Origin of the sequence: Micromonospora sp. LOL_013 (assembly GCF_048060315.1) — a bacterium.
Taxonomy (GTDB): domain Bacteria; phylum Actinomycetota; class Actinomycetes; order Mycobacteriales; family Micromonosporaceae; genus Micromonospora_E.
On record NZ_JBHMIQ010000040.1, the window covers coordinates 1 to 18539 of the forward strand.

Consider the following 18539-nt stretch of genomic DNA (forward strand, 5'->3'; position numbering starts at 1 on the left):
CAGGGTGCGCAGGGTGCTGATGGTGCCCAAGGTGCTCAAGGTGCGCAGGGCGTGCAGGGCGTGCAGGGTGCGCAGGGCGTGCAGGGTGCGCAGGGTGCGCAGGGCGTGCAGGGCGTGCAGGGCGTGCAGGGTGCGCAGGGCGTGCAGGGCGTGCAGGGTTTCCAGGGTGCGCAGGGTGCTCAGGGTGCTCAGGGTGCGCAGGGTGCTGATGGTGCCCAAGGTGCGCAGGGCGCGCAGGGTGCGCAGGGTGCGCAGGGTGCGCAGGGTGCGCAGGGTGCGCAGGGTGCGCAAGGCTTCCAGGGTGCGCAAGGCTTCCAGGGTGCTGATGGTGCGCAGGGCGTGCAAGGGGCGCAAGGCTTCCAGGGTGCTGATGGTGCGCAGGGTGCTCAGGGTGCGCAGGGCGCGCAGGGCGTGCAAGGGGCGCAGGGCGCGCAAGGTGCTGATGGTGCGCAGGGCGCGCAAGGAGTGCAGGGAGCGCAAGGTGCTGATGGTGCGCAGGGCGTGCAAGGAGCGCAGGGCTTCCAAGGCGTGCAGGGTCCCCAGGGGCCACAAGGTGCGCAGGGTGCAGGTTTCCCAGATCTCTACGTCAACTCGGCTTCCGCTGGCGGGTCAGGGTTCCTGGAAGTGCAGTGCGATGCGGGGGACGTCGCTACCGGTGGCGGTTTCCAATCTCAGGGAAGCCCCGACACATCGCGGCCCATCCCCGTTGCCGGTGAGCCGACTGGTTGGCAAGCCGAGTTTGGTGGAACTGGCGGAACGGTCTATGTCGTCTGTGCAGACATTGCGTGAACTGAAGGTCGACGAACGAGAGTGTTCGGTGTTGGGTATCTTATATTAGGAGTGACGGAAAATGAAAATGCGAACGATGTTCGGATCGCTGGCGTGCGGTGCGGTGCTACTAGCTGGGGTTCCAGCCTGTACTGCCGACGGAGAGGTGCAGGGTCCGGACACCAAAAATGCCGGAGCCGTGAGTGAAGACCTCGTCGCCCTGGTGCGGAAAGGTGTCGACGAAGGCCAGTCGGGAGATATTGAGAAGGCTAAGGAGACTTTCGAGCAAGTACTGGCTCTCGACGAGAACAACGTGCTGGCCTGGTACAACCTCGGCTACATCGCGCAGTCACGGGACAAGATTGCGCAGGCCATCGAAAGCTATGACCGGGCATTGGAGGCTGACCCCTCCTACAAACCTGCCCTGTTCAACAAGGCCATCGCGCTCGAAAGCCGTGACAAGACGGCGTCAATCAGTCTGTATCGCCAAATCGTCGACCTTGATGATGAGGCGTCGACCGCGTACCTGCGACTCGGTTTTCTGTTGGTGGATGAGGGCGGTGAGGCCGAGGCGCGTACGGCGTTCGAGAAGGCGGTGCGGCTCGACGGGGCGCTGCTGGAGAGTGTTCCCGAAGAGTATCGAAACGATGTCGATGATGACTCGGATCAGTGAGTGGTTAGGGGCATGAAAAAGCCAGCTGTGACGGTCTTCACCGGAAGTAATCGTACCAAGTTCTTGGATGAGTGTCACCAGTCGCTTCAGGGGCAGACGTTCGACGACTGGGAGTGGGTCATCGTTCTGAATCAGGGGAACCGCTGGCGGCCTGAGATGCCAGATCGGCGGATCCGCCTGGTGGTGCAGGACGAAGTGTCCGGCGTAGGTGCGGTCAAGAAGCGGGCCTGTGCGGAGGCGTCGGGCGACATACTCGTCGAGTTGGATCACGACGATCTTCTCGCTAGCGACTGCCTTGCAAAGGTGGTCAATGCCTTCGATGAGAATCCGGAAGTCGGCCTGGTCTACAGCGACACAGCTCAGATCGCTGAGGATGGCAGTCGTGACGGCAGTCGCTTTTCTGCCGATCATGGTTGGCGATATAGGGATGTTCGGGTCGATGGGCGCGAGGTGCTGGCCTGCACGTCACTGCCGCCGACGCCGCACAACGTCAGCTACATCTGGTACGCGCCGAACCATGTGCGCGCGTTCCGCCGTGACATCTACGAGAAGTCTGGCGGATACGACGAGTCGCTTGACGTTGCCGACGATGCAGACCTCATGTGTCGCATGTATCAGCTTGCGGACTTCCATCACATCCCGGAGTGTCTCTACCTGCAACGGATGCATCCGGGCAACACCCAGCGTGTGCCGGAGATCAACGCCCGGATTCAGCAGCGGACGGTGGAAGTCTATGACCGGAATGTGCAGCTGAACGCGCTGGCATGGGCCAAACGGCAGGGCCTGCTCGCGCTCGACCTGGGGGCAGCGCACAACAAGGTCGAAGGCTATCAAGGGGTCGATGTCCATGCCGGACCCGAGGTGGACATGGTTTGTGACATCACCAAGGGTCTGGATCTGCCGGACAGCAGCGTCGGAGTGATCCGGGCGAGCGACTTTCTGGAGCACATCCCGGACAAGATCGCGTTGTTCAACGAGCTGTACCGCTTGTTGGCGCCCGGCGGGATGCTGTTGTCGTTGACGCCGAGCAGCGACGGCCGGGGAGCGTTCCAGGACCCGACGCATGTGGCCTTCTACAACGAGAACTCGTTCTGGTACTTCACGGACCGGCAGTACGCCAAGTACGTACCGGAGATCACGTGCCGATTCCAGGTGTCGAGGTTGGTCACCTACTTCCCGACCGACTGGCACCGCGCGCATCACATCCCGTACGTGGCGGCCAATCTGATCGCGGTCAAGGACGAGGTGCGCAACGGGGGGCTGTTGGCGGTCTGACGTGGCGGTTGCCGGAGTAGCGGGCGCCCTGCCCAAGGAGGCGGCCGAGGGACCCTGGACACAAGCTAACGCGGAAGGAACTGGCTCGGCTGGCCGGTCCACGACACGTGCAGGGCTTCGCGGGCGCGGGTGCAGGCGACGAACAGTACGCAGCGTTCCCGTAGCACGTCGCTGTCGTGCTGGATGCGATCCACCTCCGCAGGGGTGACGTTGCGGGCGTAGGGCACCGCCGATGCGGTCACCCCGAGCACCGCGACGCAGCGGAACTCCAGCCCCTTCATCGCATGCATGGTCGCCAGCCGGACCCCGTCGACGTCGGCAGCCGGCTGCTCCTTGACCAGTACGGTGGGGACACCGGCCTCGGTCAACGCGGACTGCACCGGGTCCAGCCTGGCCTTGAATCGTGTGCAGACCGCGATCTCGGCCGGCCGTACGCCCCGGTCCAGCCATTCGCGTACCCGTTGCACCAGGGCCGCCACCTCGGCCGGCTCGTCCGGCTGCCCGGCGACCGCCGGCTGCCGGCCCCGCAGCAGCGACCGGTAGCCGGTCAGGTTGTCCCGACCGTCCCCGTCGAGGCCTTCGACGCCGGTGCCGTCGAGCAGCCCGGTCGACCAGGTGAGGATCTCCGCCGTACTGCGGTAGTTGATGCGCAGCCGGAAGCTGCGCCCGGCGGTACGGATCCCGAGCGCGGCCAGTGACACCTTCGCGTCGTAGATCCGTTGGTGCGGATCCCCGGTGAGGAAGATGTCGTCCGGGCCGGCGGGTACCGCCGCCCGCAGCACCCGCCACTGCGCCGGGTGCAGGTCCTGCGCCTCGTCGACCACCACGTGGTGGAATCGGAGCGACGAATCGTCGGCGTCGGCGAGTAGCCGCGCCGCGTCGGCGCACAGCTGTAGGTGGGTGGTGGCACCAGTGGCGGCCAGGTCGGCCCGCAGCGTTTGCACCGCCCGCCAGATCTGCTCCCGCTGCCGCGGCCCGAGCATCGAACCGCGGCCGCGCCGGGTCACCCGCAGGTAGCCGGCCAGGTCGTCGATCTGGTGGCCGAGGATCACGTGCCGGAACTCCTGGGCCAGGAACTGCTCGGTCCACGGCAACTTGTGCCGGTCGACGATCCGCCGCCAGACCTGGCTTTCGGGCACGTCGCCGAGCAGCGACGGCACCCGGCCGGTCAACGTCTGAACGGCACGCCTGGCGAAGGCGTTGACCGTGGTGACCTCCACCCGGGACAGTGCTGCCTCGTCGTCGCCGAGCAGCTGCGCCAACTGCTCCCGTAGGGTCGCCGCCAACGCCGTCGTGTACGTGGTGAGCAGCACCCGGTGGTCGGCGGAGCGGGTCAGCAGATGCTTGACCCGGTGCAGCGCCACCACCGTTTTACCGGTGCCGGGTCCGCCGGTCACCTGCGTGGGGCCACCGTACGCGGTCCGGTAGGCGACCCGCCGCTGCGACGGGTGCAGGAAGATCCGCCAGGCGGCGAACGGCTTGTTCAGGATCTCGGCGAGTTCGGCTGGCCCACTGACCAGGGTGATCCGGCTGCGGGTGTTGGCGATCGCCAGCTCCAGGCTGTCGGTGGGTTGGCTGTCGGCGTCGGCTGGGCGGCGTTCGGCGACGATGTCGCGGTACACGTCGTCCGGGGTGAACCCTTCGGCGAGGTACTGCAGCACCTCGAACTGGTCCTCCGGCAGCAGCGTGCCGAACGCCTCCAACTGTGCCTTGTCGACGATGGTGCGGGCGGCCCGCAGCACCTGGTCGTCGATGCCGAGCTGCCGCAACGTCTTGTCCGGGTGCGCGGCGAACAGTAGTGTCGGCGCGCCCGCCGCCGCCTGTTCCAGTGCCGGGGTCAGCTGCTCGATCGCGACGACGTTGCGGACCTCCAGCCCCCGGGTGGCGGTGTTGACCGTGTAGAGCCGTTTCGCCGCCCAGTCGTACGTGGCGTCGTGCGCGACGACGTTGGTCAGCAGGAACGTGTCGCTGCCGTCGTCAGGCGCCAGGACCACCCCGCGCCAGAAGTCGGTGATCCGGATGGTCCGCATCCGTGCGTCCCGCGAGTTGTGCACCGACTCCAGGTGCAGCCCCTTGTCGGCGTGCAGCTCGGCGATGCTGAGCTGCTGGAACTTCGCCATCGCCTTGCGTACTCCGGCTTTGATCGGCTTTTCCAGCACGTCGTAGCTTTCCCAGAAGCTGGCGGCGAGGGCGAGTTGCGGCACGGGCAGACCTCTCAACAGCAGCGGTACGGTCGGTGACGGCGGGTGGCACCGTACCGTCGATCCGCTCGACGGCACTGCCCACCAGTTGGCGGTCAGCTCAACTGGTCACCCGCGTCGGCGTCGTCCTCGGCCGGCGGTTGTGCCTGCTGGTAGAACCAGTCGAGCTGCTCGATCAGCAGCTCACGGGCCGCCGGGTCGGCGAGCACCGGCAGCCGGAAACCCGGCCGGAGCCCGATCCGGGCCGCTGCGATGTTCACCCCGGGGATCTTGTTGAGCCGTTGCCGGAACTCCGCACGCAGCGCCATGTCGTCGAACGGCACCCGGTTCTTGAAGTGCTGGAAGACGATCTCGAACTTGCCGCTCGGGTAGATCGCGGCCGGCCAGATGTTGCCGAGCCGGTGGTCCTTGCTGCGGGCGATGAGAAAGCACGACGCCTCGTCGCCGGTGCCGTAGAGCAGGTTGCCGCCCAGCGCGGTCCAGCCGTCGAGGACAGCCTGCACGGCGGCGACCACCGGCGGATCCTGCAGCTGTGCCACCTGCGTGCTGAAGCGTCCGGCGTGCGCCGCGCTGGTTCGCGGCGACCGGGGGCGGGGCAGATCATCGGTGCTGAGCCCGGCGAGCTGGGCCAGCTCGTCCAGCGGGATCCGCTGCTCCGGGGCGGCGCGCCCGCTGCCGTCGAACTCGACCCCTTCGGCCCGCAGCAGGTCGAGCGGGTCGTCGGTACGGGCCGGACCGGGCCAGCGGAAGCTCGGCGAGACGGTGCCGCCGGTCTGCAGCACCCGGTGTGCGTTCGGCACCGGGTGGTTCGCCAGCCGCGTCCCGACCGGCACCGGGTGGCTGCCGATCAGCGCGGCCACGTCGCCGTACGTGGTCCACGAGCCGGCGGGCAGTTCGGCCAGTGCCCGGTTCATCACGTCCCACGGCACGTCGGAGTCGTGGTCGCGGGAGGTTTCGGCCGGACCGGGCCAGAGCGAGATGATCTGCTCGGCGAGCGCCTCGCTGCGGGCCTGGATTTCCGGCCGCCCCCACCGTTCCTGCTGGGCGATGTCCCGGTTGAGCACGATCGGGCTCCTCGCCAGCGCGGCCTTCTTGGCGTCGAACGGTTTGTTGCCCAGCTCGGAGTTGTATCCGACCGACTCCACACAGGCCAGGTAGGAGCCTCGGTCGGCTTGGGTGGGTACGAGTTTGAGCCGGTGCGGATCGGACTCGAACTGGTTGATCAGGTACAGCTGCTCGATGCGCCCCCGGTGCTTCGGGTCCTCGGTTCCGGCCCGGTGGTCCCGGATTGCGCAGAGCAGGATCGACAGGGTGGTGAGGCGTTGCTGCCCGTCGACGACCAGGAACTCCTGCACCCCGACCGGGCCGATTTCCGGGCTGGGTGCCAGCACCACCGAGCCGATGAAGTGGGTGGCGGCAGGGTCGGCGCGGCGGTCGTCGGCGAGCTTTTTGATGTCCTCCCAGAGCCGCTTGCACTGTTGCTCGGACCACGAGTACGTCCGCTGGTACAACGGCACCTGGTACTGCTTGGTGCCTTCGAGCAGCTTCTGCAGCGTCGTTTCCTGTGCCGCGACCATCGGCTACCCCTGTCTAGTGTGCACACTCCCCGAACCCGGGCAATGCAACCAGAGCGCGCGTCAATGCACAACGGCCGGCCGGACGAGTTGCCGGGTGTTCGTTCGGGCCGCCGGAGACGGTTATCGGACACCGCTGGAAGGGGACTGGTTGCGTCCTTGGCAATTCGAAGCGGGCAACTTGCTGCGCCTGGCTGGCGGCGCTGCGCCAAGCGGGTAGCCTGCTGCCGTGGCCGTCCGACATCCCCCGTACCTGCTCAGGCTCAAGGTGAGCAACTTTCGCAGCCTCCGGGCAGTGGAGGTGCGGCTCGCCGCACTCAACGTACTCGTCGGACCCAACGGCGCCGGTAAGTCCAACCTCCTCGACGTGATCGCCTTCCTCGGCGACGCCACCCGGGAGGACCTCGGGCCCGCGCTGGAGCGACGCGGTGGTTTCGACCGGGTGCTGTTCCGGGGCGGTGGCGACCAGCGGTCCAGCATCACCATCGAGGTGGAGGCCGCTGTCACCAAGAACAGCAATTTGCGAGCCACCGACAACTACCAACTTGGCGTGTCCCGGGGGAAGCTGCGTGGTCAGACGGAGCGCTACTTCCTGCAGCGCTCCGAGACCTTCGCGTTCAAGCGGACCGCTGGACCGGGCCGGCGCATCGCGGTCTCCGGCAACCAGGTCACCTTCCATGGCCCGGAGGGCGAGCAGCGGACCGGCAACCTGCGCGAGGGCTCGCTGGGCTTGTCGACGTTGCCTAAACTCGGTGCCAAGGAGGGCGGCGAGCAGGTCGAAGCGCTCGCCGACATGTTCGCCAGTTTCCGGGTGTTCGACATCGACGTGGCTGCGGCCCGCCTGCCGTCGACGGAGCAGCGCAGCCGGCAGCTGGCAAACGACGCCAGCAATCTGGCGTCGTTCCTCGGCTACCTGGCCGATGAGCACAGCGACCAGTTCGCCGCGCTGCAGCGCGACGCGCGAGCCTTCATCCCAGGCTTGGAGGCGCTGCAGTTCCGGCCGATCGGTGGTGCTGGCGAGGGGACCGTACTCACCCTGGTGGAGCGTGGGCTGCCGGGTGCGACGACCTTGCAGGAGGCATCGTACGGCTCGATCCGGGCTCTCGCTCTGCTCGCTCTGCTCTACGATCCGGCGCCGCCGCGTCTCACCTGCATCGAGGAGATCGACCACGGTCTGCATCCACACATCCTCGACCGGTTGGTCGAGTTGCTGCGGGAGGCGTCGGAGCGCACCCAGTTCCTGATCGCGACCCATTCGCCGCCGCTGGTCAACCGGTTGACCCCGGACGAGCTGATCGTCTGTGAACGTGGCGAGGACGCCGCGTCGCGTATTCCCGCGATCGACCCGGACACGGTGCGGGCCATGGAACGGGAACTGCATGGCGAGGTCGGGCTCGGCGAGCTGTGGTTCACCGGCGCGTTGGGCGGTTGCCCGGAGTGAGTAGAGCACACGGCCGACAGCAGCCGATTGTCGTCGTGCTGGGCGAGGACGACAACGATCGTCAGGTGGTCTGCATTCTTGTCTCGGCCCTACGTCCTGACCTTCCGAAAGGGAGCCTGAAGCCGCTACGTAAGCCGATGGCGTTGGTGCGCAAGGTTCCGCTGGACCGGATCCCAAGCCAGACGACCCGCGTCAGCGCGGTGCTGCGGGCGCAGGCCGTACGGTCTCCGATCCGTGCGGTGCTGATGCATGAGGACGCCGATGATGTGGAGCCGGCGCACCAGGCTTTGATCAAGAAGGTCGAGGATGCGTTCCGCCCGTTGCCCTGGCCGGTCAAGGAACAACTGCGGAAGGCGGTCCGGCCTGCGGGTGCCAGGGCCAGTTTCCGGTCGTACGAGGTCTCCGACAGCCCAAGGGTCGCGGAGGAGATCGTCGCCCAACGGCTGTTGTTCCAGCTACCGGCCGCCCGCAGCGCGAGTTGGCAGGTCTTTATCGACAAGGTCAAGATGATCTGAGGCCAACTCCCGGTGGCTCGACCGTCCCGAAGTCGCCCTCCGGCTCCCTGCTGATGATCTCCAGCAGTGCCGGGGGTGTCGGTGTCACCTGCTCGCTCTTTCCCGTGCACGCACCGCGAGCGCGCCGAGCACCAGCACCGCTGCCACGGCTGCCAGCGCCAACGCCATCGCCGGCTGGTCGCGCAGGACCGGGTAGTCGATCACCGACATGAACGCTCCGTCGTAGCCGAGCTGCGTCGATGCCAGCACGACAGCGAGCGTCGCCAGCAGCACCACCGCCCGGCGGCGTACGGCTGCCGGCAGCGCCGACACCGCGACGAGGCTGAACAACGCGATCAACGCCAGAGCGCCGAACCCGATGCGCGCCACCGCAATGTTGCTGATGAACATGAAGCCGTCGGACTGTTCCGCCACCAGCGGCGGGCCGGCGGCGCTGAGCGCCGCACACAGCCCTATCGCGACCGCTGCGGCCCAGAACCGGCCCGGAAGCGGTCGTTGCTCGCGGCCACCACCGTCGGCAAGCAGCAGCGACCCGCACAGCGGTACGGCGACGATCAGGGCGAGCAGGAGGTGCCAGCCGGGGGCGGCGTGGTCACGTACACCGGTGGTTAGCATTGCCAGTTCGGCGACCACGGCGGCGCACGCGCCGAGCGCGGCGGCCGTACGCCAGCCGGCGACCAGTGCCGCGACCAGCAGCGCCCAGCCGGCCAGCCGGGCGGTGCCGATGGGGCCGATGATGGTGGTCGGCGCCTGCTCGGCGAAGCGCCACGACCAGGCGGCGGCTTCGACGACGGGACGGGCCTGGCGGGCCAGCACCAGCACCGCGGCCAGCGTGCCGATCGCCGCCATCGCCGGGCCCGCGTCGGTTGCGGCACGGGCGGCGGCCACCCGCCGCACCATCGCAGCCTGGGCCACGTCGACCACCTTCTTCCCACTGATGTACGGCCGGGCCGGCTCACCCGGCGGCGGTTCTCCGAATGAGACGGTAGCGGGGCGGGGGCGGATCCGGGCGGCTGCGGTGCTCGCGTTGGTGTTCGCGTACCTGGTTTTCCCAGGTCGCCTGGTCGTAGTCCGGATCGGGCGGGATCCAGCGGTGTGAGCCGTCCTCGTAGTGCATCGGCTCGTCGCCGGGAAGCAGAATCGACATTACAGCCAGCCGAGGAACCGCCAGTAGAGGTCGCCGCGCGACCCGGCGGGCAGGTCGGTCATCGCCTCGACCATGTTGGTGGCGAGGTAGACCGACAGCGAGACGCGGGCGTCGGCGTACTCGATCTTGAGCTGTTGTCGGCCGTCGAGGCACGGCCATGCGTGGCCGCAGCCGGCGCAGACCCAGCTCGGGCGGGTGGGGACGTGCATGCTCATCCGGTTTCCTCCGGTGGGTCGACGGCGGCGACGTGCACACCGAGGTCGCGGAGCCGGCTGAGCGCGACCTCGGTGCGCCAGCAGCGGCCGGTGGCGGTGAGCGGGTCGCCGCAGGCGCAGCCGTCGGCGCGCGGTGCGTGCCGGAGGACCAGCTCCGTCAGGTGGTCGATCTCGACCTGGCGGGGGACGGGGTCAATCATCGGCCGGCGCGGTGCGGTCGCTGACCGGGTCGCCGCCGGCCGGGTCGGGGCCGGGGTCACCCCATACCCGGGTACGCAGCAACGGCCGGTCGGTGGCCGACAGCGTGGTCTCGGCGAAGTCGACGACGTCGAGGTGGCCGAGCGAGTCCCGCAGCGCGGCGACGAACCGGGCGGCGGCCTCGATGTCGGTGAGCCGGGTCGGCAGGTGGATCGTCCAGCGCGGTTCGTCGCTCACCAGTGGCCTCCGTTGCCGGTCTGGCGCTGGTGTTCCGAGCGGTAGACACCGGCGGGTGGGTCGTTGAACTGGCAGCCGACGTGGCGTTGCCGCCACTGCCGCAACCCTTCGCGCAGCCGGTCGGCTTCGGCCCGGTCCACGGCGGCCTGCCGGGTGAGCCGGTCCAGCTCGTCGGCGAGCTGCCGCAGGTACGCGTACACCGCCGCCGGGTCTAGCCCACGCCACCGGGTGTCGAACTGCATCGCCCTGACCTGCCAAGGCTCCACGAGTACGCCCCGCCGAGGCACCACCCGCTGCCGCCTACTCCGCTGCTCCACGACTTCCTCCCCGAACGTCGATGACAACGACGGTGAGCCTACCAGACCTATAAAGCCTGTAAAGACAGCAAGGGGATGCTGGGGACGGAAGGCGGGATGGTTGCTTGGCTGTACCTATGCCGTACGCCCAGCCGCTTTGGCGCCAGATCAGGGATGATCTGCGGGCGAAGATCAGGGCCGGGATCTACCCGCCGGGCAGCAAGCTTCCGTCGGTCCGGCTACTGGCCGACGAGTACGACACCAGCCACATGACCGTACGCCGTGCCGTCGACTCCATGATCGAACTGGATGAGCTTGTCGGGCGCACGGGCATCGGCGTCTTCGTGGCCGAGCCGCCCGAGCGGGACTCTTAAGCAGCCATCGAGCTACGGAGCCTTCGGGTAGAGGACAAAGGGATGTGCGGCGTAGCGTGGCGTTGTGATCGACCCCGACGCCGACCGGGCGGTGTTTCGCCAGCTCGCGGACCTGTTGCGGAACCGGATACTGTCCGGCGAGCTCCAGCCTGGCGCGTCGTTGCCCAGTGAGCTTCGGATGGCTCAGGAGTATGGGTTGAGCCGCACGAGTGTCCGGCAGGCTGTCTCGATCCTGCGGTCCGAAGGTCTGGTCAGCGTGCAGCGACCACGCGGCACCTTCGTCCGGGAGGCAGGGTTCACCGACACCGTGACGCTTCGCAAGGGCGACACTGCCTATGCCCGCATGCCCAGCCCAACCGAGCGTCGCGACCTGGACCTGTCGGAAGGCGTACCCATCCTCGTGATCAGCCGTGCTGACAGCTCAACCGAGCTGTACGCCGCCGACCGCACCCGCGTCAGCCGATAGAGCGTCACGATGAAGAACCCGTTAGGCTGCGGCGGATCGTGGTGCCGATGTTCGCCAAAGGGGAGCCGGCCGGACATCGCCCGCCTGCTCACCGCCAGCAGGACTACGTGCGGGACGTGATCCACGCCTTAAACGCTGCCCTCATACGGTTAAGACGGGCAATCGGGACTCCAAGGAATCGCATTCAATACTAGGAGAATTTCTGTCCAGTATGGCGGGGGCCGTGTCCTGGTGGGGGCTTTAATGTTGATGTGTAATTGACGCCGTCGATGAACGGGGAGGTCGAACTGGTGCCGGCAGCGGTCATTCGATCGTACTCGGCGATAATGGCTTCTTTTGTGCGATAAGTCCCGTGCGCTCTTTCGTCAATCTTCTTCACTATTAAAAAAGAGTCCATGATATAATTGACTTCACTTCGCGTTGCGCCATAAAGAATAAAAAATAGGGCGTCAAGTTCTGCGCGAATGATTGTGCGGCGTTCGTCGATCCAGACGAATGGTGCCCCATTGTCGCCCAGGTCTCTGGCGAAAGGGTGGAGATCTTTGGTTATGTAGTTCAACTCCAGGACGCGCTTTGTGACAAATGATAGCAACTCGGGGATCGGGGAGATTACTGGTATTTGACTCATTATTGTGACATTGAAATGTTGGCCAGGAGTTTTTTGCTTGGCCATAAAGTCGTAGGCGAAGGAGTTGATTACGGCTAAGCACCATGCGTGGCTGCCGGCGGCGCCTGGTACTGAGAAGCCGTTTAGCGGTTGAATGGGGGCGCTGCGCGGTACGATGGCGCCGATTGCGGTCCTGGCGTCCGTTGCTCGGACGTAGTCCCGCGCGACTGCAGTCCACTCTGCGTGAACTCCTTTTCGATGCAGGAACTCGTCTACGATTGCCGATTTACAGTAATGGCGATAGGTGCTGGGGTGGTTCTTCTCTTCTGGTGATATCGCACCAATATTTCCTCGGGAGTAGTCTCCGAAGCGAGGGTCAAACTGATGAACCATCTTGCCCTCGACGAGCCCGGTTGTTCCGGCTTCGCTATGTTCGAGATAGTAATGAGAAAATGCGTCAGAAGTAAAGCCAACCCACGGCCGGATTGGTAGCTGGTCTTTTGCTGCCAATGTCATTGAAAGGAGTATGTCGAAGTCCTTCCGTGTCAAACAGATGGGCAGCTGCTTGGTGATTGGATTGAGCGTCGAGAGATGCCCCAATGGCAGTCGGTAAATCCGTTGCGGGTTAATTAACTCCTCGGTGGATCTTAGATATACGCCAATCAGTAGGTGATCGCGGTCTTCGGTAGATCTTTTCCGTTCGAGCGAGAGTAGCGTGAATTTCGTTGACCTATGAACTCCTGCAAAAATTCCGAGCGAATTCTCAAAATCGAGTACGCCTCGCAGGAAGCCTGAATCTCGTAGGAACTCCCAGAAGCTTTTCATGGGGACATCTGTAAGTACCCCTGTGGGTACTATAAGTCCGGATCGACCACCGTTTGAGTTTATGTCGAGTGCTCTTGAGGTGAAGAGGGCTTGCGTGTTGAGTCGGCCTCGTGCTGTCAGTGGATATTGGGCTGATGAGGTGTAGAATTGGGACAGCTCTGCTCGGTTGCGTACCTCGATCTTGTAGGATTTCGCCCAGTGTGCGCCTTTCGCTACTGCTGCCGCAATTGCCGACTTCCGTGCATCAGTGGTCCGGGTTTGAAGGATATCTGGATCTCTGTCAGTAAAGAACTCATCGTCATCGAAAGAAATTCTTTCCCACGGCGGGTTGCCTAGCACGCAGTCGAAGCCGCCGAGCCAGCCCGTCGCCGAATTGACGTCCACGCTGCCGTGCTCTGGGACGTCGAAGACCTCGGGGAACTCCAGGTGCCAGTGGAAGAAGCCATACTGCTCGCGTAGGCGGTTGATCTCATCGTGGGTCGGCTGGGGAGCTGCCGAGGCGGTCGGGTCATCCAACGCTCGGAAGACGCTATGGGTGATCGCGCGCGGGTATCCGGGTGCCTTTTTCCACATGAACGCCGCGCACCAGGCGTCGGCAACATGCTGAGCTCGCGCGTACTTGTCGGATGCCTGCCATTCTCGGTAGGCGGACTCCTGCTGGTGGACGTCCCTTAGCGTATTAGCGGGTACGCTAATGATGCGGCGCAGACTGTTTGCGAAGACGGTGTTTGCGACCTTCGTCTCGTCGCTCAGGTCGAAAAGGCTTTCCTGGCCCTCCCGTTCCTTCGCGTTCTGCCTTTCTAGCGCCTTGGCGTACTTCTTGTCATCGCCTTCGATCGACTTGAATGCTGCATCGGGGATACCGCGTCGCAGTAGCGCCGGGGTAGCGCCGATCAGTGCGTTGCCGTGCTTGATGTGCGCGTCGAGGAAGCTCAGTGGCTTGCCTGGCTCCAGAGCCTCCAGCCACAGCGAGACCTTGGCCAGCTCGACCGCCATCGGGTTGAGATCCACGCCAAAGATGCAGTTCGCGATCACCTCGTGCAGTGCACGGCGGACCGCATCGTTTGTCGGCTCCGGGTTGCGTTCCCGCACCGCCGCGACCCGCTTGGCGATCCGCCGGGCCGCTGCCACCAGGAAGTGTCCGGAGCCACACGCCGGGTCACAGACGGTCAGCGACAGCAGTTCGGAGACGATCGCGTCCGATGGGTCGGGCTGGCCGTCGGCGGTGGCCGCCTGCTCAGCACGCTTCACGGCGTCGTCGATCACCGGATCCAGCGCTGAGTCCAGCAGACAGGAGATGAGCGATGCCGGGGTGTAGTACGAGCCGGTGGTCTTGCGGGTGTTGCCGGCCAGCTCGACCAACTCGAAGGCGCGGTCCACCGCACTGTGCTTCGGCACCAGCTCCAGCAGCGACTCGTAGATGGAGCCCAGCTCCTCCGCATCAAGGTGCCGGTAGTCGATGGTGCGCCACCGGCGTGACCCGGTGTCACGGACCTGCGACAGATGCCGGACCGCCGCCAACAGGTGCTCGTTGGCCAGCTTCGCCTCCCGCAGCGGGGCGTCGGCCTGCCTGTCGTCGAAGATCCCACCCAGGCCTGGCAGGCCCAGCTCTGGCCGGCCCTGCTCGTCACCGAGCGCGTCGAGGACGATCCGTAGTGCCTGGTAGAGGTCGCTGTGCGTGGTGCCTCGGCGCCGCCGGGCGTGTCCACGTAGCCGCGCCGATGAGAAGTAGCGCGCGTACCGCTCGCGGGTCTGATCCGTCGTGCCCGGCGGGTGCAGTGCGTCGCGGTCCTCGGCGACGAAGAGGAACAGCAGCCGGTAGACCAGCCGGAGCAGGGCGTTGTGGAACGCCTGGGCGTCGAGATCTTCTCGTAGCCGGGCATTGTCGGGGTGGCGCAGGAATCCGGTGCCGAGAGTGGTGATCGCCTCTTGGACGCCCTTACGGAGCTGGTCCAACGCGCGGACGCCGGTGCTGATCGCGTCGGTGCGCCAACGTTCCAGCCAGCAGGTCGACGGGGCGGCACCTTCGGCGACGTCGAAGCGGGACACGTGCAGCAGCCGGTACAGCAGCACGAACTCGCTGAACAGTTCGCCGTCGAAGATCGCCTCCAGGTCGAACTCGACGTACGCGGCGGTGGCCAGGGCGCTGGAGTCGCGCAGCAGCCGCAGCTGCCGGCCGTTGCTGAGCACCCCCCACAGGTGCGCGTCGGAGCGGTTCAGGCACTCCTGAACCATCGACTGCGCCCGGACCCCGCCGGCCGCCGCCGGTTTGTCCAGGTCCGCGTTCCAGCCGATCAGATGCACCGGTACGTGCTGCCAGCGGTGCGACACCGGGAACGTCTTGCCGCCGTCGTCGGCGGTGATGCCGCTGGCCCCGATCGGGGTGAGCCGGCCGAAGCCCAGCTCGTCGAGGAGCGGCTCCAGCCACTGGCTCACCGCGTACCCGGTGGGGTCCGCCGGGGTGGCCGCCGGCGGTGCCACCGGAAGCCGACCGCGCAGCTCGGCCCAGACGGAGCGCAGATAGTCCCAGCGCCGTTCGGCGGCGTCGCGCACCGACCGGGAGCCGACCACCCGGTAGTCGGCGGGTTTGCCGCCGGACACGTCGCGGCCTTCGGAGATCCGGATGAGCATGTCGGCAGGAAGCAACCCGCCGATCGTGTGGACTGCGGAGAAGACCTGGTTGCGGGCGATCGCGGACACTGCAGCCTCCGGCGGGGGGGAACGAAGGGCGGACGGGCGAGGCGAGAGGGGAGTGGTCAGCCGAGCGGCAGATAGACGTACGTGCCGAGCACGTCGGCGCCGTCCTGGGCGGTGACGGTCAAGCCGCGCACGATCTCGCCGGCGGCGCTGCGCACCCGGCGGTGCGCGGCCAGCAGCTCGGCGGCCAGCTCCCGGCCGTACGCGTCCAGCCGGTCCTCGACCGCCGGCAGGTCGTCGATCACCCGCCGCATGGTGTTCTCGGCGAGCGTCGGGTCGGTGTTGGCGTCGGCCCCGGCGTCCAGCAGCCGCAGCGCCTCGTCGGCCGGCAGCCAGTCGGCGTTGCCCGGCGCGCCCCGGAACGCCAGCAGCCGGGCGTCCTCGGCGACCAGCTCCCGGGTGCCGGTCCGGGACGGCAACGTCAGGTGGAAGCGGTAGCGGACCAGCAGCAGCGTGGTCCGGGTCGACACCGACCGGCTACGGACCACCCCGCAGCGGCGGGCCGGACGCGGACCGGGCACGTCGGCGTCGAGCGCCGCGTTGAGCAGATACCCGGCGAGTGCGACGACCGCCGGGTCGGTGCGTACCAGCGCCACCTCGCCCCGGGCTACGGCGGCGGTGTCCCGCACCGGCACCTGCCGGGTGCCGTCGACGGCGTCGCCGCCCAGCACCGGGGCGAGCGCGTCCCGCAGCCCGGCCGGGGTGCCGCCCAGCTCGGCGGTGAAATCGCCAGGGCTGGTCGGGTCGTCGCGCAGCACCCCGTCGAGGGACCGCAGCGCGGAGCGGACGAAGCCACGGATCTCGTCGGCCCGGCCCAGGGTGTCGCGGATCGCGGTCACCTCCCGGGCCACCTCCTCGGGATGGATGGAGTGCTGGGCGAACCGAGACCGGGACGCCTTCTCCCGTTCGATCGCCGACTGCCACTGCTTGTCCAACTCAGCGGCCTGCTCGTCGAGCGGCTGGTAGTCGGTGACCTCGAACAGGCTGGCCTGCTCGGAGCGCCGGTCGCGCAGCACCAGCCACTCGATGATCGCGTTGGTGACGCCGGTCGACGCCTCATCCGGCACCGACACCGAGATGCCCAGGTCCTTGCGGATCTGCCGGTGCTTGCGGATCAGCACGTCGAGGACCTTGCCGTCGATGCCGTTGTCGCTGCCGTACAGGGTGATCACCCGGACCACGGACCGCTGCTGGCCGAAGCGGTCGACCCGGCCCTCCCGCTGGTCGTGCCGGGTCGGGTTCCAGGCGAGGTCATAGTGGACGACCGCGTCGAAGTGATGCTGCAAGTTCACGCCCTCGGACAGACAGTCTGTCGCGACCAGCACCCGGCGGGCGGCCGGGTCGTCTCCGGCTGCTGCGGCCAGCTCGTCGATGCGCTGCAGCCGCTGCTGCGGCGACAGCGTCCCGGTCACCGCCCGGATGATCGTCTTGCGGCCGAGTTTGCCGTCGAGCTGCTCGGCGACGTACTCGGCGGTCGGGATGTAGCGGCAGAACACGATCGGGTGGTAGCCCTCGGCGAGCAGCTTCTTCAGCTGCCGCACCAGCAGGGCGAGTTTGCGGTCGCCGTCGGAGCCTTCCAGCTGCTCGGCCCGCGCCGCCAGGTCGGCCAGCCGCCCGGCCGGATCACCCGACACGACCCGGTCGACGTCGTCGGCGGTCGCCCCCGGTGCCACGTCCAGCCCTTCCAGGGCGTCGTCCTCACCGGAATCCTGCAGCAGCGGGGCACCGAGCCGGTCGGCCTCGGCGGCCGTCGCGGCCACCGCCGTCGCCGACCGGGTCCGCAGCGTCTGCGCCGCCGCCCGTGGCGACGACACCAGCGACCGCAGCAGTGCGATCGCCGACCACCAGGCGATCCGGGTCTCCCGTTTGCCACGCTGGCTGGCCGCGTCGACCCGTTCGCTGGCGTAGTCGAGGGCGTCGTACAGCAGCGACCGGTACGCCGGGCTCAACGCGTACGTCTCGTCCTTGAACTCCCGGTCGGCGGGGAACGCGGTCTGCTCGACCATGCTGTCGTCGCGCAGACCGTCCTCCTTGGTGAGGTACTTGCGCACGTCGGCGCGTTTGCGCTGCACGAAGTACGGGGCCAGGGCCCGCCGGCCGGCGTCGGTGGTCAGGTCGAGGTTGGCCAGCTCCGGCTTCACCAGCCCCAGCAGGAGGTGGAACGCCGTCGGCTTGCCGCTGTGCGGCGTGGCGGTGACCAGCAGCAGATGCCGGTCGGCGTCGGCGGCGATGCGTTGCAGCAGCTCGAAGCGCAGCTGCGTCTGCGCCGACGTGGTGTCGTCGGCGACGACGCAGGCGTGCGCCTCGTCGCAGATCACCAGATCCGGGCAGTGCCGGACGAAGTCGTCGCGATGCCGGGGCGACTTGATGAAGTCGGTCGACACGATGACGTTCGGGTGCCGGTCGAACAGCGACTGGCCCAGATCCAGGTTGCGTTCCAGCCGCGACACCGTCGACGCCAGCACCAACTCGGCGTCGATGCCGAACTTGGTGCGCAGCTCGACCTGCCACTGCTCGGCCAGCGCCGGCGAGCACAGCACCGCCAGCCCGCGTGCGCTGCCCTGGGCCAGCAACTCCGACGCAATCAGTCCAGCTTCGACGGTCTTGCCGATGCCGACGTCGTCGCAGATCAGCATCCGTACGGTCGGCTGGCGCAACGCCATCATCAGCGGCACCAGCTGGTAGGCGCGCGGCTCCACGGCGATCCCGGCCAGCGACCGGAACGGCCCCGCCCCGGCCCGGAACCCGATCCGCAGCGCCGACCGCAGCAACCCGGCCGCCTGCGCGTTGCCCAGGTCCGCCGGGGTCGGCGCGGCGAACTCGGCGCCACGGACCGGCTCGAACGCGGGAAACACGGCGGCGATGTCGTCGTCGCTGCCGCCCAACGGGCGCAGCACCAGCATGTCCGGCGCGCTGTCCGGCAGCACGACCCAGTCACGACCACGGGCATGGACCAAAGAACCAGGGGCGTACGGGACGGCGGTGGCGGCGGTGGCGGTGGTCATCGGGGCGAGTCCTGTCGTCGGCGGG

General features: G+C 67.2%; 17 protein-coding genes. 6 read left to right on the forward strand and 11 right to left on the reverse strand.

Going from position 1 to position 18539, the window contains the following annotated elements; genetic code table 11:
• On the reverse strand, nucleotides 1-354 hold a 354-nt coding region (locus ACFHWS_RS23095; RefSeq protein WP_416569039.1), incomplete at its 3' end, for a hypothetical protein.
• A 511-nt stretch (nucleotides 355-865) separates the two neighbouring features.
• Here ACFHWS_RS23095 and ACFHWS_RS23100 point away from each other — a divergent pair.
• Together ACFHWS_RS23100 and ACFHWS_RS23105 are read left to right on the forward strand one after the other, a co-directional pair.
• Nucleotides 866-1441, forward strand: a complete 576-nt coding sequence (locus ACFHWS_RS23100; RefSeq protein WP_416569040.1) for a tetratricopeptide repeat protein — start codon at nucleotides 866-868, stop codon at nucleotides 1439-1441.
• Between the two features lie 12 nt (nucleotides 1442-1453).
• A complete protein-coding gene (locus ACFHWS_RS23105) occupies nucleotides 1454-2716 on the forward strand; it encodes a glycosyltransferase (protein WP_416557203.1) in 1263 nt (420 codons plus the stop codon).
• Between the two features lie 65 nt (nucleotides 2717-2781).
• Here the strand turns inward: ACFHWS_RS23105 and ACFHWS_RS23110 are convergent, their stop codons facing one another.
• Both ACFHWS_RS23110 and ACFHWS_RS23115 read right to left on the reverse strand, forming a co-directional pair.
• Entirely contained in the window at nucleotides 2782-4920 is a 2139-nt protein-coding gene (locus tag ACFHWS_RS23110) for a UvrD-helicase domain-containing protein (protein WP_416557202.1), read from the reverse strand.
• Nucleotides 4921-5012: 92 nt separating this feature from the next.
• A complete protein-coding gene (locus ACFHWS_RS23115; protein ID WP_416557201.1) occupies nucleotides 5013-6494 on the reverse strand; it encodes a GmrSD restriction endonuclease domain-containing protein in 1482 nt (493 codons plus the stop codon).
• Between the two features lie 226 nt (nucleotides 6495-6720).
• On the opposite strand from ACFHWS_RS23115, the gene ACFHWS_RS23120 reads away from it, so the two are divergent.
• Both ACFHWS_RS23120 and ACFHWS_RS23125 read left to right on the forward strand, forming a co-directional pair.
• Nucleotides 6721-7932: an AAA family ATPase gene (locus tag ACFHWS_RS23120; protein ID WP_416557200.1), complete on the forward strand. Its 1212-nt coding sequence runs from the start codon at nucleotides 6721-6723 to the stop codon at nucleotides 7930-7932.
• A gap of 35 nt (nucleotides 7933-7967) precedes the next feature.
• Nucleotides 7968-8447 carry a hypothetical protein gene (locus tag ACFHWS_RS23125; RefSeq protein ID WP_416569041.1) on the forward strand — a complete coding sequence of 160 codons (480 nt, stop codon included), beginning with the start codon at nucleotides 7968-7970 and terminating at the stop codon, nucleotides 8445-8447.
• A gap of 84 nt (nucleotides 8448-8531) precedes the next feature.
• Here the strand turns inward: ACFHWS_RS23125 and ACFHWS_RS23130 are convergent, their stop codons facing one another.
• Genes ACFHWS_RS23130 through ACFHWS_RS23155 form a run of 6 tightly spaced genes read right to left on the reverse strand, consistent with a single transcriptional unit; the run spans nucleotide 8532 to nucleotide 10561 of the window.
• Nucleotides 8532-9362: a hypothetical protein gene (locus ACFHWS_RS23130; protein ID WP_416569073.1), complete on the reverse strand. Its 831-nt coding sequence runs from the start codon at nucleotides 9360-9362 to the stop codon at nucleotides 8532-8534.
• A gap of 40 nt (nucleotides 9363-9402) precedes the next feature.
• Nucleotides 9403-9594 (reverse strand): hypothetical protein, encoded by a 192-nt coding sequence (locus ACFHWS_RS23135; protein ID WP_416569042.1) that lies wholly within the window; start codon nucleotides 9592-9594, stop codon nucleotides 9403-9405.
• Nucleotides 9594-9809, reverse strand: coding sequence for a flavin reductase (locus ACFHWS_RS23140; protein WP_416569043.1), 216 nt, complete (start codon nucleotides 9807-9809; stop codon nucleotides 9594-9596). Before ACFHWS_RS23140 ends, ACFHWS_RS23135 begins: the two co-directional genes overlap by 1 nt.
• The gene (locus ACFHWS_RS23145; protein ID WP_416569044.1) at nucleotides 9806-10009 is read right to left on the reverse strand and encodes a hypothetical protein; all 204 of its coding nucleotides are present in this window, start codon (nucleotides 10007-10009) and stop codon (nucleotides 9806-9808) included. Before ACFHWS_RS23145 ends, ACFHWS_RS23140 begins: the two co-directional genes overlap by 4 nt.
• Entirely contained in the window at nucleotides 10002-10244 is a 243-nt protein-coding gene (locus ACFHWS_RS23150; protein WP_416569045.1) for a hypothetical protein, read from the reverse strand. Before ACFHWS_RS23150 ends, ACFHWS_RS23145 begins: the two co-directional genes overlap by 8 nt.
• Nucleotides 10241-10561, reverse strand: coding sequence for a DivIVA domain-containing protein (locus ACFHWS_RS23155; protein WP_416569046.1), 321 nt, complete (start codon nucleotides 10559-10561; stop codon nucleotides 10241-10243). Before ACFHWS_RS23155 ends, ACFHWS_RS23150 begins: the two co-directional genes overlap by 4 nt.
• A 116-nt stretch (nucleotides 10562-10677) precedes the next feature.
• Here ACFHWS_RS23155 and ACFHWS_RS23160 point away from each other — a divergent pair, with 116 nt between their 5' ends.
• Together ACFHWS_RS23160 and ACFHWS_RS23165 are read left to right on the forward strand one after the other, a co-directional pair.
• On the forward strand, nucleotides 10678-10914 hold the full coding sequence (locus ACFHWS_RS23160; protein WP_416569047.1) for a GntR family transcriptional regulator: 237 nt from the start codon (nucleotides 10678-10680) through the stop codon (nucleotides 10912-10914).
• Between the two features lie 64 nt (nucleotides 10915-10978).
• Nucleotides 10979-11380, forward strand: coding sequence for a GntR family transcriptional regulator (locus ACFHWS_RS23165; protein ID WP_416569048.1), 402 nt, complete (start codon nucleotides 10979-10981; stop codon nucleotides 11378-11380).
• 190 nt (nucleotides 11381-11570) lie between these two features.
• Here ACFHWS_RS23165 and ACFHWS_RS23170 read toward each other — a convergent pair whose 3' ends face one another.
• Both ACFHWS_RS23170 and ACFHWS_RS23175 read right to left on the reverse strand, forming a co-directional pair.
• Nucleotides 11571-15512, reverse strand: coding sequence for an Eco57I restriction-modification methylase domain-containing protein (locus tag ACFHWS_RS23170; protein WP_416569049.1), 3942 nt, complete (start codon nucleotides 15510-15512; stop codon nucleotides 11571-11573).
• A gap of 56 nt (nucleotides 15513-15568) precedes the next feature.
• Nucleotides 15569-18514: a helicase-related protein gene (locus tag ACFHWS_RS23175; RefSeq protein WP_416569050.1), complete on the reverse strand. Its 2946-nt coding sequence runs from the start codon at nucleotides 18512-18514 to the stop codon at nucleotides 15569-15571.
• Nucleotides 18515-18539: the final 25 nt, after the last annotated feature.

Bases quoted from the DNA above. Each gene is read 5' to 3' on its own strand.
- ACFHWS_RS23100 (WP_416569040.1), top strand. From the start codon at position 866: ATGTTCGGATCGCTGGCGTGCGGTGCGGTGCTACTAGCTGGGGTTCCA.
- ACFHWS_RS23105 (WP_416557203.1), top strand. From the start codon at position 1,454: ATGAAAAAGCCAGCTGTGACGGTCTTCACCGGAAGTAATCGTACCAAG.
- ACFHWS_RS23115 (WP_416557201.1), bottom strand. From the start codon at position 6,494: ATGGTCGCGGCACAGGAAACGACGCTGCAGAAGCTGCTCGAAGGCACC.
- ACFHWS_RS23135 (WP_416569042.1), bottom strand. From the start codon at position 9,594: ATGTCGATTCTGCTTCCCGGCGACGAGCCGATGCACTACGAGGACGGC.
- ACFHWS_RS23140 (WP_416569043.1), bottom strand. From the start codon at position 9,809: ATGAGCATGCACGTCCCCACCCGCCCGAGCTGGGTCTGCGCCGGCTGC.
- ACFHWS_RS23145 (WP_416569044.1), bottom strand. From the start codon at position 10,009: ATGATTGACCCCGTCCCCCGCCAGGTCGAGATCGACCACCTGACGGAG.
- ACFHWS_RS23160 (WP_416569047.1), top strand. From the start codon at position 10,678: ATGCCGTACGCCCAGCCGCTTTGGCGCCAGATCAGGGATGATCTGCGG.
- ACFHWS_RS23175 (WP_416569050.1), bottom strand. From the start codon at position 18,514: ATGACCACCGCCACCGCCGCCACCGCCGTCCCGTACGCCCCTGGTTCT.